The sequence below is a fragment of the Micromonospora sp. NPDC047812 genome, assembly GCF_040704175.1.
In the GTDB taxonomy this organism is placed as follows: domain Bacteria; phylum Actinomycetota; class Actinomycetes; order Mycobacteriales; family Micromonosporaceae; genus Micromonospora.
Genome location: NZ_JBEYRY010000002.1, coordinates 167,439 through 183,249, shown reverse-complemented (window position 1 = coordinate 183,249; position 15,811 = coordinate 167,439). Strand labels below are relative to the sequence as shown.

Here is a 15,811-nt window from a genome sequence, read left to right as displayed (position 1 = left end):
CGCCGAGGTTCGCGGGTGGGCGGTAGCGTGCCGGCGTGTCCCGCTCCGTCACCCTCGTCCTCGTCGATGCCGCCGGCGCCCCGCTGGGCGCCCTGCCGCCGTTCGACGTCCCGTCGCCCTGGTGGCAGGAGGTCGGCCCCGTCGTGGCCGAGGCCCGCCGGCGGTACGGCGTCGAGGTGGCCGTGCTCCGCCTGCTGACCGGCGACGCGCCGCAGCCGATGGGCGGCGCGGTCACGTACCTCGGGCAGGTCGACGCGCCGCCCGCCACGCCGCTCGTCCCGGCGAAGCTCGACCTGTCGGCGGACCCGCTGCGCGCCCCCTACGCTGAGCCCGGCGGACCGGCGCGCAGCCTCGCCTGGGCGACGGGGGAGCTGCGGCGGCTCGGCCGCCCGGCGGAGACCGCCACCCAGCAGCGCACCTGGAACCTCTCGGCGGTCTGGCGGCTCGACGGGCCGGGCGGGACGGCCTGGCTGAAACAGGTGCCCGTGTTCTTCCGGCACGAGGCCGCCGTGCTGCGCTGGCTCGGCCGGGCCGCGCCGGGTAAAACGTCGACGCTGCTCGCCGACGACGGCGACGGCCGGATGCTGATCGAGCACGTGCCCGGTGAGGACCGCTACGGCGCGCCCGTCGAGGAGCGCCTGGCGATGGCGGCCGACTTCCACCCGGTACAGGTGCGGTCCACCCCGGACGCGGCGGAACTGGTCGCGGCGGGCGTACCGGACCTGCGCGCGCACGCCCTGCCAACCTGGATCCGCGACCGGCTGGCCGGCTACGACACCTCCTCCGTGGCGTCGCTGCTGGCGGGCCTCGAGGCGCGGCTCGACGAGGTGCGCGGGTGCGGGCTGCCGGAGACCCTGGTGCACGGGGACCTGCACCCCGGCAACGTGCGCGCCGACGCCGGCCGGCACGTGGTCATCGACTGGGGCGACGCGTTCGTCGGGCACCCGGCGTTCGACGCGCTGCGGCTGGCCGAGGGCCTGCCGGACGACGCCGCCTCCCCGGTGCTTTCCGAGTGGTGTGCGCGGTGGCGGGCCGACGTGCCGGGGTGCGAGCCGGAACGGGCCGTGGAGCTGCTGCGGCCGGTCGCGGCGCTGCGGATGGCGGCCGTGTACGCGATGTTCCTCGACGGGATCGAGGCGAGCGAGCGGGTCTACCACGCGACCGACGTCGACACCTACCTCGAGCGGGCGCTCGCGCAACTCGGGCCGCCGACCTCCGGAGACGGGTACGCCCTCAGGTAGGCCCCGTCGCCGGGCGGGCGTGGGTTACGCGGGTTCGTACAGCCACACCTGCACGTCCGGCAGCTCGGCGAGAGCTTGCGAGGCCCCTGCCCGTCACGCCGACGGTGTTGACGGGATTGACGAGGGCCTCGACGTCCGCGCCGAGCAGGTCGCCGTGCCGGATGCGATCACCGCACCATGCTGTCAGCCGGCTGTGACACCGCCCTTGTGCTGTTCGCCCTTGGTCACCTCGGGCGAGCGGCCACGGTAGCCAATGGCGCCCTCGCCCACCCGCTGGTACGTGCCGACGAAGGCGTCGCCGGGGCCGGTGAACGCGACAGTTCCGATGTTGCCGCGCTTGTCCCGCCAACTGGCCCTGGTCGGCGGCAATGAGTCGGCGCCGATCGCGAAGGCGATCTCGTTCGAGCGGTGCCAGCCGCCGCCCCACCCCTCCTCCGTCTCGAACGAGCGCCTCGCCACGGCGGCGTCGGGGTGATCGGCGCGCCACCGCCCGGTCAGCGAGCCCCGGATCTCACACGGAAGCTCTGCGCCAGCCGGTCGGCACCAGCCGTAGAAGGCGTCCAGCTCGGCGGTGAGGGTGACCGCGTACTCCGCGCCGGAGGCGTCCGCCCAGGCGAGGTCGGCCAGCAGGCTCTGCTCGCCCCGGTCCACGTACACAGTGATGTCCGGGCCGGGCTGCCACCGGCGGCCCTTGGCCGGCAGGAGTCGGGTCGAGTACCGGAGCACCGGTTCCTCGGCCTCGCGCTGGTCCATGGCCCGCGCGGAACGGCCCCGGTCGAACACCGCGTCGACGGTGATCCGGTTGAGCCAGAGCATGCTGCGGGCGTCGACGGCAGTGGCGAGCCGGAGTTTGTTGCCGCCCGGCCGCAGCCAACCGGCGGGTACGACGAAGTCCATCTGCTGAAAGAGGTCGCCGCCGCCCGGGATGCGCCAGCCGTGCACCAGGCACCGGTCGTTGACGGTGATGTCGAGCGGCGCGAACCCGACCGTGCCGCCCAATTTGGACACCAGCGCCACAATCCCAAGGGTGGCCTCCCCGCCGGCGTCCGCCGCCGGAACGTCGAACGTCATCTCCACGTAACCGTCGGCGTCGAGCGTGAGATGCCCCCCGGTCGCGGTGCCGCGGACGACGCGCAGGACGGCGTTCGCGGTCACCGCCGATCTTCCGGCGAAGGTCACATAGGTCGGTTGCATCGCGCGATGCTATCCGCCGCGCGCAGGGGCAACGGCTCACCTCGGGTTGGCGCCCTCGCCATCCCGCCGGGCCAGCGTGGCGCCCACGCCAGCCTGCTGCTGCGGATGGCGACGGGGAAGGGCGGCCTCGCCACGGCCCGGCAGCTCCTGCACCACCCGCTGGTCTCCGACGGGTTCACGGCGCTGTGGGAGCGGGGGCGGGTGGACCTGACCGCCGAGGCGGTGGTGATCCGGCCACGCTTCCGGCCGCTGTTTACCGACGAGGAGTTGGCCATCCCCAGCAACCGAGTGGTGGACGCCTCGGCACACGCGTCCTGAAAAGCAGTTTCGTAACGACATGCGGGGCGCAATGCCCAGGGGAGTTATCACGGTGCCATAGCATCGATGCTATGGCCTGGGGTAGCGTGGAGCTGGAACCAGAGATTCGAGACTGGCTGGAGGGGCTGCCAAGCGCCGACTTCGCGCGAGCGGCGTTTTATATCGACCTACTTGGGAGTAAGGGAGTTCTCCTCGGCGAGCCGCACTCCCGGCAGCTCGACGGCAAGCTGCGGGAGCTGCGTTTCTACCTGGAGCGCGATGCGGTCCGGGTGACGTACTGGATAGCCTCCGATCGGCGGATCATCCTGCTGACCGTGTTTCGCAAGACGCGTATGCGGGAGGACCGGGAGGTGGAACGAGCCCGCCGGGCGCTTGAGCGATGCGTGGCGGAGCGGCACACGGTGAACGAGGGGGCAGAGCGATGAGTGATCGCGTCGACTGGAACGACCTGCGAGACCGCCGGATGGCGGAGCCCGGAGCCGCCGAGGCGTACGAGGCGACGCGCATCGCCTTCGAGCTCGGTCTGGAAGTGCGGCATCTGCGGGAACACAAGGGATGGAGCCAGAGCCAGTTGGCGAGGTCTGCCGGCATGACGCAGTCCGCCGTTGCCCGGTTCGAGGCGGGCGGCACAGTGCCGACCCTGCCGGTCCTGGAGCGTCTCGCACGGGCGCTCAACATGAAACTGGACGTCAGGTTCGCTCCGAACGCCGACGCCGCCTGAGCACTCCCTCCCGAGACGCGGTTTTGATCCGAGGCCGTGACTACGCAGCCAGGGACTCGCCCTTGAACACCTCGCGGCGGTGCCAGGAGACGTGTTCGATTGCGGGAACTTGCGTCCCGGGGCGAGGCTGCAACATCCTGCCGTGCAGGTCATAGGTCGACCGACCTGCCGGCGTGCGAGCGGTGAAGGCGGCCGACACCTCGATGCGCAGGTCACCGTCGAGCCCCAGCGCGCCGTAATCGAACAGTTTGTGGTGCAGCACGCAGAGAGCCAGGCCGTTGTCGGGGCTGTCCGGGCCCTCGAAGGCCCACCAGCGCACGTGCGCCGCCTCCACCCCGACCGAGGCGTGGCCGAGCTGACCGTCGTACCCGCAGAACGCGCACTGCCGATCCCATGCCTGAAGCACCTTCGATCGCCAGGCCGCGTCACGCCGCCGTACGGCCACCGGCGTGACGCCCGGCGCGTGGAGGATGTCGTCGGGATCCAGGCCGGCGGCGGTGAGCACGTCGGGTGCGATAGTGGGCGGAAAGTGCTGCTCCACCAGGGCGCGGGCGACGCGCCGCACCAGATCGGGGTCGCGGCGCAGGGCAGATTCGGTGGCGGCGTCGAGGCGCCCGACCACGTCGTGGGCCGCCAGCGGCCCGACGAGATCCATGGGCACGTCCCGGTTCAGCGTCCACACGCCATCGCTGCGGAGCCGGGTGAACGGGTACGCGGCGCTCTGCGCCCGCCCGGTCTTCGACGCCGGGCCGAACTCGGCGATCAGATCGCTGAGGCGCTCCTGCGCCTGTGACCACGGCAGCTCGCTCGAGTCGCCCCGGGTGAGCTGGCCGAGTGCCAGCAACACCAGCAGCGGCTTGTGCGGTGCGCGCCGGCCACGCTGCTGATGCAGCCGCAGGGAGGTCAGCCGGTCCAACACCTCCGGGCGGGCGCTCATGCGGCGATGGTCCGGGCGGTGGCGTACACGTCGGCGGGGAGGGCGTGTGCCAGTCGCCAGATGATGCGCATCGGGCGGTCGCCGGTGTGCTCGCGATAGGTCATCGGGCCGGCGTAGAGGTAGGCCGGCGCTCCCAAATCCCGATCGGCGACCCGGGTCTCGCGTACGAACAGGTGCACCGTCGAGCCGCGTGAGGCGTGGTGGATGTAGCGCTGCCCGGTCACCGAGGCCGACGACGTGGTGCTCTGCGACTCCCACTGGAACAGGCTGTCGGTGATGGCCCGGTCGGCGTACATGGTGGTGGGGGAGTAGTGCGCCTCCGACTTGACCAGGGTGACGAAGAAGAGATCCGCCTGGGCGTCGGGCAGCCACTTCACCCCCTCCCGTAGCGAACCCGGGTTCGGCATCCCGAAGGCCGCGCACGCCTCGTTGCGGCTGTAGCGGGCGTGGACCCGCAGCGGCACCGCCGCCGACAGCGGCTGCGGCGTGACCCGGTGGATCCGGTCGCGCAGCACCTCGGCCACCTGGCGCAGCTCGGCGCAGCGGGCCGGCTCAGCCCAGAGCCGCGATAGGCGCTCCTCCCGCGAGGTCAGCGGCGCGTTCGGCCCCCACAGGTCGAAGTGCAGCATGTCCCACAGCCGTCCGGCGTCCGGCCGCTCGCCCGCCGCCACCCGGGCCAGCAGGTCCAGGCGGTCCGGGTCGTCGAGGTGCAGCATCCGGCCGATGGCCCGGCCCAACTCACGGTCGTCCGGCCCCGGCGTCGAGGGTTCCAGCCCGGCGAGCCGCCGCAGCCCGGTCCATCCGCCGATGGTCGCCGACCGGTACACGTCCTCGATCTCCACGCCGGTCTCCCGCAGGAACCCGGCGAGGCTGACGTCCCCGAGGTGCCGCAGCTCCGCCAGCAGGCCGTTCTTCGACGTCGGCATGACGGTACGCAGGTTGTCGAGCACGACCTTGCGGGCGACCGGGTCCAACTGGATGTGGCAGCCGCTGGGCAGCGACGGGAAATCCTGCTCGACGGCGTCCCTGATCTCCCGGCGGCTGACGCCGGTCAGTGCGCGCCAGCGCAGGTCGAAGCGGAAGTTGGCGTGCTGCCCGCCGATGAAATCGAGCACCGTCAGGCAGGGCTTGTCGTCGTCCAGGCGCAGCCCCCGGCCGAGCTGCTGAAGGAAGATCGTGGCGCTCTCGGTGGGCCGCAGCATCAGGATCGTGTCGACCATCGGCAGGTCGACGCCCTCGTTGAACAGGTCCACGGTGAAGAGCACCCGCAGCTTGCCGGCCTTGAACTCCCGCAGCAGGTCATGCTGCACGGGCCGGTCGACCTGGGAGGTCACCGCGGCCGACGGCACGCCGTGCCTGGTGAACCACTCCGCCATGAAGCGGGCGTGGGCGATGCTCACGCAGAACCCCAGCGCCCGCATCCGATCCACGTCGACCGTGTCGCGTGCCGCCTTCAGCACCAGCCGGGCCCGCGCGTCGTTGCCGGTGTAGAGGCCGTCGAGTTCGCCGAGGTCGTACCCCTGGCCGCGCTTCCAGCGCAGCCGCGAAAGGTCCACGTCGTCGTGCAGCCCGAAATACTGAAACGGCGCGAGCAACTGCCGCTCCAACGCCTCCCACAGGTGCAGCTCCACCGCCACGCGGCCGTCGAACCATCGCCGCACATCGCGACCGTCGGCCCGGTCGGGGGTCGCCGTCAGCCCCAGCAGTACGCGCGGTCGAAGCCGCTCCAACAGCCGGGCGTACGTCGGTGCCTCCGCGTGGTGGAACTCGTCGACGATCACCATGTCGTACGCCTCGGGGTCGATCTCCCGCCGGTGTAGCGACTGGATGGAGGCGAAGACGTGCCGCCACCTGGTCGGGGTTTTGCCCCCGACCAGCGTCTCGCCGAAGCTGCCGTCGAGCATCACCTGCCGGAACGTCGCCAGACTCTGGGTGAGGATCTGCTCCTGGTGGGCGACGAAGAGCAGCGAGTCGACCTGGCCGTTGCGGTGCAGCCGCCGGAAGTCCAGCGCCGCAACGACCGTCTTGCCCGTGCCGGTTGCCATCACCACCAGGTTCCGGTGCCGGCCGTGCACCTGCCGCTCGGCGTCCAGGTCGGCGAGGATCTCCGCCTGGTACGGGTACGGCCGCACGTCCAGGTTTGCGATCTGCGTCGGTGAGTCCTCGCGCCGCTCCCCGCTGAGGGCATTCCGCAGCCGCTCGGCGTCCCGGGTGGCGTCGTAGTCCTCGAACGCCGGGTCGTTCCAGTAGTCCTCGAACGTGGCGGTGAACGTGTCGATGACGTGCGGCTGCTCGACGTTGGAGACGCGCACGTTCCACTCCACGCCGTCGATCAGCGCGGTCTTCGACAGGTTGGACGATCCGACGTACGCGGTGCTCATGCCGTTGCCTCGGCGGAACAGCCACGCCTTGGCGTGCAGCCGTGTGGTCCTGGTCTCGTAAGACACCTTGATCTCGGCGCCCAGCTCGGCGAGCCGGTCGAGGGCCCGCTGATCGGTCGCGCCGAGGTAGGTCGTGGTGATGACGCGCAGCTTGCCGCCCCGGGCGATCAGGTCGCGGATGGCGGGCTCGACGATGCGCAGGCCGTACCACTTGATGAACGCGCAGAGCAGGTCCACCTGCTCGGCCGACGCCATCTCGTGGGTGACCTCGTGGCCGATGCGGGGCTGGTGGCGGCCGTTGACCAGCAGCGCGCCCGTGGAAAGCGGGGTGGTGGGGCGTTGGGGGAAGGCTGGTTGCGCGGGCGGGGTGGGTGGGGCGGCGATGGCGTGCAGGAGGTGCCTGGCGTCGGTTACCTGGTCCTGTGTGGTCGACGCGTGCGGGCTCTCGGCGGCGATGACGTCGGCGATGCGGTTGGCGAGCTCGATCTGGCGGTGGAGCTTGTCGTCGCCGCCGGGGACGGCGTGCAGGGCGCGGTGGGCCAGGGCGGCGATGTGACGGGCGAGGGCGTCGGGGGCGTCGGCGGGGTCGAGCCTGTGGTGCTGGACGAGGGCGGGGTCGACGTGCTGAAGGCGACCGGCCAAATCACGGGTGATGAGGTGCTCGTAAATGCCCCGTTCAAGATCCGTCACCCGGGCAAGGTAACTTGCTCCGCACTGCGTTGCTGTCCTCTGCGGCCGCAAGGCACGACAATTGCTGTCGGTTCTACGACAGTTCTAGGTCTGCTGCTTGCGGTGGGCCTGGTCGGCATGGCGGATAGGCGTCCAGGTGAGTTCGGCTATGAAGATCCTCAGCCGCTTGACCTGCAGGAATAGCTGACCATGGCAGATAATGCCTTGGGGGAAGTCGCCTTGGTGGATTTTTGCCAGCCCAGTTGGGCGAAGCGTCGCTGGCCGAACGGGTGCCTTTCACGGGTCCCGTCAGGAGTGAGGCCGCCGGAATGATGAGTCCTCACCTAGAGATTTCAAGATCTTGCTTGTCCCTATTGGATCTTGGGGATATGGTGTCGTTGTTGCTGCGCCCCCTCAGGGGGTAGCCTGACCCACAGGGGATTGTCATTAGCATCCAGGTTGACGCACTGCGGCTGTCGAAGCCTCAGGACTCCAGTACCTATCTTGCGATGAGGACCATCCAGGGAGGGCGCGTCGTTTACAGCACGCGGGTGCCTCTGGCTGACCTCTCTACGATTCTTCCGGTCCCGGACCCGAATAATGTCGACAAGGACAACCGTAAGGTCGACCGTCTCCATGCTAAGCAGTTCGGCGAATACCTCGACAGTAAGCAGGACTGGGTCGCCCCCGCGCTGCTCGCCCGTGACAGTGGAGGCTGCGCATTTGAGAAGGTCGATGAGCATGGTGCTGTCGGTTATCTGACCGTCCCGTGGGCCATCGGCGGCATCTCGCCTATGCGTACGATTGACGGCCAGCACCGGGTCCTAGGTGTCTCCATCGAAAAGCAGCGCATCACTGATGCCATCGCGGCCATCGACCGCGAAACTGCGCGCAGGGTTAGTGCCGAGAAGCAGGCAAAGCTTCAGAATGAACGCGAAAAGCTCATCAGGCAGATGAGCCGGCTGAAGAACGAGTACGTCGGCTTGGACATCTACGTAGAGCCGGACCCGATCAAGGCCCAGCAGATGTTCGTTGACGTCGCCGACAACGCCAAGGGCATCAGCAGCGCGGTCCGTGCCCGCTTCGACAGCTACAAGGTTGCCAACCGGACCCTCTCCGACGTGATCGATCACCCTCTGCTCAAGGGCCGGGTTGACGCCGAGCAGGATCGCATGACTCAGAAAAACCCCAACCTCATGGGCGCGAAGCATGTCGCTGACATTACCCGCGCCGTCATCGCTGGTGCTGGTGGTCGAATCAGCAAGAAGGCGGAGCAGACGCTGACCGACGGCGAGGTGATCGAGCAGGTCAAGGACTTCCTGGACGTCATTTCCAACGCCTTTATCGGTCTCGCAGCTGTCACTGAAGACGACCCCGAGGCGGACCGGCGCCCTGGTGAATTGACGAAGGCCCAAGAGCTGCGACGCACGTCGTTGCTTGGGTCGGTTGGTATGCTGCGCGTCCTCGGCGGTGTGTTCCATGAGCTACGCAAGGGCGATAACCCGGCCGAGCTTGGCGACATCACCGAGTTTTTCAAGCGCCTCGACCGGCATATGGCAGCTCCGGTGACGGAGAGCAGTATCTGGCGTGTGAGTGACGCTGTTAAGGACTTCGAACCGGACGCGGCGGCGCCGATCATGCGTCAGCAGAACATTGTTCACCTGGTGGGTGTCATTGTCGGCTGGTATAAAAAGGCGCCCGCTGCCCTTTGAATCAGGGGAAAGGTGCGGAGAGATATCCTTCCCGTCGTCGGTGTGGCGCCGCACCGCTTGACGAACAATGGTCTCCTCATACGCGCCCCCCCGGCAGTAGTATCCCCGAGAGGTCGGCAGCGGGGCCAACCGGGACAGCCTGAGGACTTGGTGGCTGGACTGACCCGGATAATGCCCCTATTTTGCGACCCGTGCTGTATCTGTGAAAAGGAGAAGTGCCTTGTCAGTCAGGGCTGGTGCGAATCCTAAGGTCGCAGATGAGTTCGCGCTGTGTCTGGTTCCGTCCCAGTCGACCACGCATGCTCCCGCCTCCCGCGCGATCGCCACCCCGGCCGTCATGTCCCAAGAATGGTTGGAGAGCGTGAGCGCGCCATCGAGCTTGCCCTCCGCCAGCCAAGCCAGGTCAAGCGCCGCCGAGCCAGTCATCCTCACACGCTGCACGGACTCGGCGAGCCGTGCGGTCAGTGCGAGCCGGTGTCGGTTCTTGGCCGCCGCGTCCTCGCCAACGGCGTAGTCGCCGATCGCCACGATCGCCTCGCTCAGCCGACTCGTTTGGCTCACCCGAATCGGTTTGCCGTCGACCGTTGCGCCGTCGCCTTGGGCGGCGGCGTAACGGTTGCCGAGGAAGGGCAGCTCGATGACGCCGAGGACCGCCTCGCCGTTGTGTAGCAGCCCGAGCGACACCGCGCAAAGGGGGATGCCTCGCACGAAGTTGGCCGTCCCGTCGATCGGATCGAGCACCCACTGCAGCTCTCCCGACCCGCTGATGCCGTCCTCCTCGCCGAGGAACCCGATGTCGGGAGTTGCGACACGGAGAAGCTCGCGGACGCTGCGCTCGATCTCGTAGTCCAACGCGGACGCCATGTCGCGGTCGCCCTTGACGGTGAGCGCGCCCGGTGGTTTACGCCGCATGTCCTCGGCCGCCCGCGCAACCGCCTCGATCGCAACAGGCAACAGTGGCCCGTAGTCGCTCACAACTGCTGCCCCCGTCGCCACTGCGTCTCGAAGTGCTGTTCGAACACCGGATACAGGCCACCGCGAGCCTGTCTCCGCCTGACAACGAACGCGGGGGAGTCGACTCCACGGCTCTCCGCCAGGTAGGGCTGGGCGACGCAGAGATCGTCGACCAGGATCACATTGAAGCGCAACGTGTCGTCGTAGACCGCCAGTTCCATGCGGTCCTGGAGCCCGTCGGGTAGCCGGTCACGCACCCGCATCAGCGTTTCGATGTTGAGCTTCGTCAGCCCGGACAACTGCCCCGCCGGAAAGCCTTCCTCCGCCTCACGTGCCTGGACAGCCTGCCCAGATGGATCGAGGAACAGAAGGCGGACGTGCGCGCCGGCCTCGACCAGGTCGTGCCAGCGGCGATCCGGATACCCCTGGGATAGCAGGTTGAGCGACAGGCCAACGGCGCGCACGGTGCTCGCGCCGCCGAACAGTTGATCAGGCGGGAGGTTGATGGAGAACTCGGAGCGGTTCGGGTGGACGGCGACGAGGTCTCCGAACCGATCTGTGCCCTGGCTGGCTGCGGAGGACGGATCGAGAATCGCGGAGAGTGCGAGCACGACGTCCCCGGGTGGGACCGTGCTCGTCTCCCAGTTGGTGATGTCGTCACCGGTGGGCCGCCACGTCAGCGTTCGGGCCAGCACGGCGGCGAAGCCTCCGACGCTCAGTCCGAGGGCCTGACGAGTCCGCGCAACCTGCTCGCGCGCGGCGGCTCCAAGGTCGAGCCCGTCCCCGGAACCCGGGGCCGGCGGGTTCGCCTGAGGTAGCGCCGACGCGAACCGGTGTTGTGCCTCGTGAGCAGCCTGGGCGAGGGCGGTGTCCAGGGCCGCCTGCATCTCAGGACGGGGGTTCACGCTCTTCCCGCCGGCTTCCCACTTGGAAACGGTCCGTTCGGCCACGCCGAGGTGCACGGCGAAGTCACGGATGCTCATGCGGAGCGCATAGCGGAGCGCCTTCGTCTCGCGGCCGGTCCATCGCTGCACGGGTGTCATCGTGCCGCCTTCGATCACGTCGAGAACGGTCATCGTGCACCTTACCGGCAGCAGTTGCAGCACAGTTACCGGCCAAGTGCAGTGCGTGTTCGTTCTGGTCTTCCCGCAGCTCAGAAATGGTGGATCCATGGCCCGGGGCGGGTGCTGGCTCCGGAGCTGCGTCGGTCCCCGAACGACACAGCTCCGCTCCCGCCCGCCCCGGCGCCACTCCACCAGCCGTATCGCGAGGGGGCAGAAGAACATGAGAACCCTGATCGACGCCATCCCGGTCCTGACCACTGCCACCGCAGAGGAAGCCGAAGCCCGGGTCGAGCTGGGCGGCTGGGCGTGACCGCGCAGGAGGCGGTCGGCCAGTGGCTGCAGCTCGTGGTGGCGGACGCAGAGCTGTCGCCGTACCTCATCGGGGTCGACCTGGAGCGGCTCGGCGCGCACCTGGCGGCGGGCCTCGCCGCGGCCGTCGAAGGCCAGCCGGCGACCGACCCGTGGCGCGGGTTCGGCCTGTCGGAGGAGCAGCACCGGCGCATCATCGACTACCTGGCGGGGGTGCTCTGGGCGCTCGACGTGCCCGACGAGCGGATCGCCCGCGCCCGGCGGGCCTTCGCCGGCGAGGTGGGCGCGTGAGCATCCTCGCCGCCTGGGAGGCGGCCGTCGACAAGGCCGTCGGCAGGGGCGCCGACGACTTCTGGTGCACGCTGGAGGACCGCCGCCCCGGCCTGCTCCCCGAACGGGACGCGCCGCTGCTCTTCGCCGCGCTCGGCCGCCTCACGGTGGGCGGCGACGACCCGGCCGGGCGGGCGGCGCTGCTGGCGGTGCTCGGCCGCGCGTACCGCCGGCATGGCCTGCTGCCGCACGCCGCCACGATCGGCGACGCGCTACTCGCCGCCGTCGCCCGGCACGCCCGCCCACAGTGGACGCCGAATCTCACCGACGCCTGGGAGCGCGCCGACCGCCGCGCCGCCGAGGCCGTGCGCCACGCCGCCGCCCGCGCCGACGATGGCCCGGCCTGGTGGCCGGCCGAGGTGATCGGCCACGACCGGCCGTGCGACACGATCGCGATCCTGACCGTACGCCCCTGGCAGCGCCTGCCCCACCTGCCCGGCCAGGCGGTCCCGGTCTGCACGCCGCGCCGGCCCGGCCGCTGGCGCTGGCTCTCCCCGGCCAACGCCCCGCGCCCCGACGGGACAGTCGAGCTGCACGTCCGCGCCATCGCCGCCGGGGCCGTCGCCCACCGCCTCGTCCACGACGTACGCCCCGGCGAACTGCTCTGGCTCGGCCCGCCGCGCGACGCCGGCCTGCGCCTGGACCCGTCCGCGCGGCGGGACCTGCTGCTCGTGGCCGGCGGCACCGGGCTGGCGCCGCTGCGCGCCCTGGTCGAGCAGGTCGCCGCCGCGCCCGACGGCTGCTGGGTGTCCCTGGTCGTCGGCGTGCGCACCTTCGCGGACCTGTACGACGCGCCAGCCCTCGACAAGCTCCAGCAGGCCCACGACTGGCTAACCGTCGTGCCCGCGTTCAGCCACGACCCCGCCGCCGAGCCCGCCGAGCGGGGCGACGCCCTGACCATCGCCCTTGACCACCACCGCCCCGATCACGAGGTGTACGTCTGCGGCTCACCGCCGATGCTCGCCGGTGCTCGGCTGCGGCTGCTCGCCGCCGGAGTGCCTGCCGAGCGCATCCACCTGGCCGCGACGGCCTGAGGGCAAGGAACGTCCGATTCGGTCGACTCGACCAGGAATCAGGGTGTCGTCACCGGGACAGTCTGGTGCCGTGGTTGAGTGACGCGATCGACGACCACCGCAGCATGGAGATTGTGATGACCGACGGGCTCCGGGAGATCGAGGTCAAGTACCGGGTCAACGATCCCGAGGTGCTGACCGAGGCGCTCAGGGCCCGAGGAGCGACGTTCTCGAAGCCGGTGCACCAGGACGATCAGGCGTACGCGGCGGTCGGCTGGAGCTACGGCCAGAGCAAGGCGGGCGCGGTGTTCGCCCGCCTGCGGACGGAGGACGGTCGGCACGTCTTCTGCGTCAAGAAGCCGCTGGACAACGAGCTGGCCTGTCAGGAGCACGAGACAGAGGTGCTCGGCCGGGACCAGATGCACGAGGCGATCCTGACAATGGGTTTCTATCCCACGGTGCGCATCGTGAAGACTCGGCGTACCGCTCGGCTCGGGCACATGTCGCTCTGCCTGGACGAGGTGCGTGGTCTGGGCGCCTTTTTCGAGATCGAGGCGATGGTCGGCGGGCAGCGCCCGGCCGCAGAGGTGCAGCGCGACCTCGACCGTTTCGCCCGATCGCTCGACGTGGAGTTGGAGCGGAGCACCGAGACCTACGATTCACTGATCCGGGCGGCGCTGCCGGTCGGGGTCTGACCGTCGCTTTTCGCGCGCTCAGCAGTACCCGGACCGAGCGGAGGCGTGGGCATCGGCGTCGGTAGCCTCCCCGGATGCCTGACTCCACACTCGACGGTCTGCTCGCCGCGTTCACCGACCCGCAACCCTTCACGCGGGAGACGGTTGCCCAGGCACCACTCGCGCCAGGGGCACACGTCGTCCTCCTCGATGGAGACATCGTCTACGTGGGCGAAACGGGACGCACCCTCAGGGAGCGACTCGGGACCCACCTGCGGGGCAACCGGGGCTCGTCGGTGCTGCACAAGCAGGTCGGCGAGCTGCTCGACCGGGAACTCGGCCGGCAGGCCACCGCCGCTGAGATCGCCGCCTGGCTCGGTCGGTGCGAGATCAGGTGGCAGGAGACGGGTGGCCCGAAGGCGCTCAAGGAGGCCCTGCTCACCCGGACCGCTCCACGGTTCAACCGGCTGCTGCCCGGGCAGCGGGTCACGTCCACGAATGCCGGGGGCCGCTTCGCGCGGCTGGCGGACGGCCCGTACTTCGACTCCGTGGTAATGGCCAACCGGACCTACCTCGACGCAGTCGTGCCGGACGCAGCGACCACCGAGCGGGAGTACTGGGCGCTCTCCTGCCTGCCCAGCACCAGGACGACCCCGCGCCGACTGTCGGCGGTCTCCATGAAGACCATGGAGACGTTCGTGTTGCACGAGCCGGCCACCGGTGCCCGGGCCGAGGGTTTTCTGGTCGTCCGTAAGTCGGTGCTCGACCGGCACTGGACGCCGGCGGAATTTCGAGCATCCCATCCCGCCATCACCAGGTGGCCGTCGGACTACGTCGACGCCGGGCCCGACCAGGAGTGCCTCGCCGGTGGCGTCGACGACCTGATCGCCGCGCTCGGGGACGAGCGCGTCGTCCTCGCCGCCCGCGCCCTCACCGAACCGCTGCTCCGGTCGAGGACCCTGCATGCTCGCGGACACGATCAGGAACTCGCCGACGCGGTGCTCGGCCGGCACGAACACACCGACTGGATCTTCCCGGTGAACGTGGGCGGCGGCTCGTCGGGGGAGGACCGCGACGTCTGGGAGTACTTCCACAGCGACGCGGTGGTCGACTGGCGGCTCTCCGCCGGCTACCACCAGATCGCCGCCGGGGACCGGATCTGGGCGTACGCCACCGAGCCGCCCGCCCGCCTCGTCGCGGCGGGCGTCGCCTGGGACGACCCGTACCAGCGGGCCACCGAGAGCGGGTTGGAGTGGCGGGTGGCGGTCCGGTGGGACGCCGACCTGACCCGGCATCTCCTCGACAGCGAGGAGGACGTGCCCGTATTGCCACCGGATTCGGCTCGTGGCGTGCGGGGGATGAGCGCGGCCGAGCGCGACCGACTCGTCGACGCGCTTGAGGCGAGCAGGGCGCCGGAGCCCGACGCCCTGCCGGAGGGGCGCCGCCGGCGGCTCGCGCAGGTCACCGCCCGCCAGGGGCAGGCCGACTTCCGGCGCAGGCTCGTCGAGGCGTACGGGGGGCGCTGTGCGATCACCGGGTGCGACACCGAGGCAGCCCTCCAGGCCGCCCACATCTCGCCGTACGACGGACCCGCCACGAACAGGGTGACCAACGGTCTGCTGCTCCGGGCCGACGTGCACAACCTCTTCGACCGTGGCCTGATCTGGGTCGACGGGCAGCTCCGCGTCCGGGTCAAGCCGGAGGCCGCGCACTACGCCGAATGGCACGGCCAGGAGCTGCGTCCCCCGGCCCGTACGGCGGACCGCCCGGACACCGCCGCGCTGCGCGCCCACCGCCAGGAGGTGGCCGGGATGCCGTGACACCCCGGCTCTCCGTCGGCCCTTTCGGCGAGCGGGTCGACGGTCAGGCCCCGGGCGGCTGGTACGCCACCTGCATTCCGAGCGCGTCGTCCACTTCCTCGGGGGCCAGCAGCGGGCTGATCCGGGTGTCCAGGCCGCCGGACGCCCGGATGGTGACGGCCAGGGCGGCGGCGGTCCGAAGGTCCGGAAGGTCGCACACCACGTACGTGTCGTACTGGCCGAACCCGAAGTACAGCGCCTCCATCCGGCCGCCGGCATTCTCGATCAACGCTCGGACCACCTCGGTGCGTCTCGTCCCGCCGTCCTGCCTCAACCCGTGGAGCCCCTCGACCGTGTAGGTCGACGTGAGCAGGAACTTCGCCATCCAGGCATCACCTCCACATTCCGGCGCGCGGGTACCCGGTGTGACGGTGACTAGTCCTGCCGCTCCTCGGCGAGGACTAGTCACCGTCGTTCCTGACGCCGATCCGGCCG

Annotated in this window: 15 protein-coding genes; 9 read left to right on the top strand and 6 right to left on the bottom strand. The window is 70.1% G+C overall.

Annotated features, from left to right (window positions below):
- The first annotated feature begins 35 nt into the window (after positions 1-35).
- A complete protein-coding gene (locus tag AB0883_RS08540) occupies positions 36-1,241 on the top strand; it encodes an aminoglycoside phosphotransferase family protein (protein ID WP_366640616.1) in 1,206 nt (401 codons plus the stop codon).
- A 183-nt stretch (positions 1,242-1,424) separates the two neighbouring features.
- Here the strand turns inward: AB0883_RS08540 and AB0883_RS08535 are convergent, their stop codons facing one another.
- On the bottom strand, positions 1,425-2,435 hold the full coding sequence (locus AB0883_RS08535) for a hypothetical protein (protein ID WP_366640614.1): 1,011 nt from the start codon (positions 2,433-2,435) through the stop codon (positions 1,425-1,427).
- 6 nt (positions 2,436-2,441) lie between these two features.
- Here AB0883_RS08535 and AB0883_RS08530 point away from each other — a divergent pair, with 6 nt between their 5' ends.
- The 3 genes from AB0883_RS08530 (at position 2,442) to AB0883_RS08520 (ending at position 3,474) form a co-directional block, all read left to right on the top strand.
- The gene (locus tag AB0883_RS08530) at positions 2,442-2,753 is read left to right on the top strand and encodes a hypothetical protein (RefSeq protein ID WP_366640612.1); all 312 of its coding nucleotides are present in this window, start codon (positions 2,442-2,444) and stop codon (positions 2,751-2,753) included.
- A 71-nt stretch (positions 2,754-2,824) separates the two neighbouring features.
- Complete coding sequence (locus AB0883_RS08525) at positions 2,825-3,178, top strand: type II toxin-antitoxin system RelE/ParE family toxin (RefSeq protein ID WP_366640610.1); 354 nt, start codon at positions 2,825-2,827, stop codon at positions 3,176-3,178.
- On the top strand, positions 3,175-3,474 hold the full coding sequence (locus tag AB0883_RS08520) for a helix-turn-helix transcriptional regulator (protein WP_366640608.1): 300 nt from the start codon (positions 3,175-3,177) through the stop codon (positions 3,472-3,474). Before AB0883_RS08525 ends, AB0883_RS08520 begins: the two co-directional genes overlap by 4 nt.
- Positions 3,475-3,514: 40 nt before the next feature.
- Here AB0883_RS08520 and AB0883_RS08515 read toward each other — a convergent pair whose 3' ends face one another.
- Positions 3,515-4,411 (bottom strand): phosphorothioated DNA-binding restriction endonuclease, encoded by an 897-nt coding sequence (locus AB0883_RS08515; RefSeq protein WP_366640606.1) that lies wholly within the window; start codon positions 4,409-4,411, stop codon positions 3,515-3,517.
- Complete coding sequence (locus AB0883_RS08510; RefSeq protein WP_366640604.1) at positions 4,408-7,482, bottom strand: DUF3427 domain-containing protein; 3,075 nt, start codon at positions 7,480-7,482, stop codon at positions 4,408-4,410. Before AB0883_RS08510 ends, AB0883_RS08515 begins: the two co-directional genes overlap by 4 nt.
- A 488-nt stretch (positions 7,483-7,970) precedes the next feature.
- On the opposite strand from AB0883_RS08510, the gene AB0883_RS08505 reads away from it, so the two are divergent.
- Positions 7,971-9,173, top strand: coding sequence for a DNA sulfur modification protein DndB (locus tag AB0883_RS08505; RefSeq protein WP_366640602.1), 1,203 nt, complete (start codon positions 7,971-7,973; stop codon positions 9,171-9,173).
- A gap of 177 nt (positions 9,174-9,350) precedes the next feature.
- Here AB0883_RS08505 and AB0883_RS08500 read toward each other — a convergent pair whose 3' ends face one another.
- Both AB0883_RS08500 and AB0883_RS08495 read right to left on the bottom strand, forming a co-directional pair.
- Positions 9,351-10,148, bottom strand: coding sequence for an inositol monophosphatase family protein (locus AB0883_RS08500; RefSeq protein WP_366640600.1), 798 nt, complete (start codon positions 10,146-10,148; stop codon positions 9,351-9,353).
- Complete coding sequence (locus AB0883_RS08495) at positions 10,145-11,203, bottom strand: DUF5919 domain-containing protein (RefSeq protein WP_366640599.1); 1,059 nt, start codon at positions 11,201-11,203, stop codon at positions 10,145-10,147. Before AB0883_RS08495 ends, AB0883_RS08500 begins: the two co-directional genes overlap by 4 nt.
- 294 nt (positions 11,204-11,497) lie before the next feature.
- On the opposite strand from AB0883_RS08495, the gene AB0883_RS08490 reads away from it, so the two are divergent.
- From AB0883_RS08490 to AB0883_RS08475, 4 genes are all read left to right on the top strand, one after another.
- The gene (locus AB0883_RS08490) at positions 11,498-11,791 is read left to right on the top strand and encodes a hypothetical protein (RefSeq protein WP_366640598.1); all 294 of its coding nucleotides are present in this window, start codon (positions 11,498-11,500) and stop codon (positions 11,789-11,791) included.
- Positions 11,788-12,864, top strand: coding sequence for an FAD-binding oxidoreductase (locus tag AB0883_RS08485; protein ID WP_366640596.1), 1,077 nt, complete (start codon positions 11,788-11,790; stop codon positions 12,862-12,864). The genes AB0883_RS08490 and AB0883_RS08485 overlap by 4 nt, the downstream gene beginning before the upstream one ends.
- 74 nt (positions 12,865-12,938) lie before the next feature.
- Complete coding sequence (cyaB, locus tag AB0883_RS08480) at positions 12,939-13,538, top strand: class IV adenylate cyclase (protein ID WP_366640594.1); 600 nt, start codon at positions 12,939-12,941, stop codon at positions 13,536-13,538.
- Positions 13,539-13,612: 74 nt separating this feature from the next.
- On the top strand, positions 13,613-15,337 hold the full coding sequence (locus tag AB0883_RS08475; RefSeq protein WP_366640592.1) for an HNH endonuclease: 1,725 nt from the start codon (positions 13,613-13,615) through the stop codon (positions 15,335-15,337).
- A 43-nt stretch (positions 15,338-15,380) separates the two neighbouring features.
- Here the strand turns inward: AB0883_RS08475 and AB0883_RS08470 are convergent, their stop codons facing one another.
- On the bottom strand, positions 15,381-15,701 hold the full coding sequence (locus AB0883_RS08470; RefSeq protein ID WP_366640591.1) for a GYD domain-containing protein: 321 nt from the start codon (positions 15,699-15,701) through the stop codon (positions 15,381-15,383).
- Positions 15,702-15,811 lie beyond the last annotated feature (110 nt).

What these genes read in the sequence shown, in the direction of transcription:
- AB0883_RS08535 (WP_366640614.1), bottom strand. Translation starts at nt 2,435, where the DNA reads ATGCAACCGACCTATGTGACCTTCGCCGGAAGATCGGCGGTGACCGCG.
- AB0883_RS08530 (WP_366640612.1), top strand. Translation starts at nt 2,442, where the DNA reads ATGCTATCCGCCGCGCGCAGGGGCAACGGCTCACCTCGGGTTGGCGCC.
- AB0883_RS08525 (WP_366640610.1), top strand. Translation starts at nt 2,825, where the DNA reads ATGGCCTGGGGTAGCGTGGAGCTGGAACCAGAGATTCGAGACTGGCTG.
- AB0883_RS08520 (WP_366640608.1), top strand. Translation starts at nt 3,175, where the DNA reads ATGAGTGATCGCGTCGACTGGAACGACCTGCGAGACCGCCGGATGGCG.
- AB0883_RS08515 (WP_366640606.1), bottom strand. Translation starts at nt 4,411, where the DNA reads ATGAGCGCCCGCCCGGAGGTGTTGGACCGGCTGACCTCCCTGCGGCTG.
- AB0883_RS08505 (WP_366640602.1), top strand. Translation starts at nt 7,971, where the DNA reads ATGAGGACCATCCAGGGAGGGCGCGTCGTTTACAGCACGCGGGTGCCT.
- AB0883_RS08495 (WP_366640599.1), bottom strand. Translation starts at nt 11,203, where the DNA reads ATGACCGTTCTCGACGTGATCGAAGGCGGCACGATGACACCCGTGCAG.
- AB0883_RS08475 (WP_366640592.1), top strand. Translation starts at nt 13,613, where the DNA reads ATGCCTGACTCCACACTCGACGGTCTGCTCGCCGCGTTCACCGACCCG.
- AB0883_RS08470 (WP_366640591.1), bottom strand. Translation starts at nt 15,701, where the DNA reads ATGGCGAAGTTCCTGCTCACGTCGACCTACACGGTCGAGGGGCTCCAC.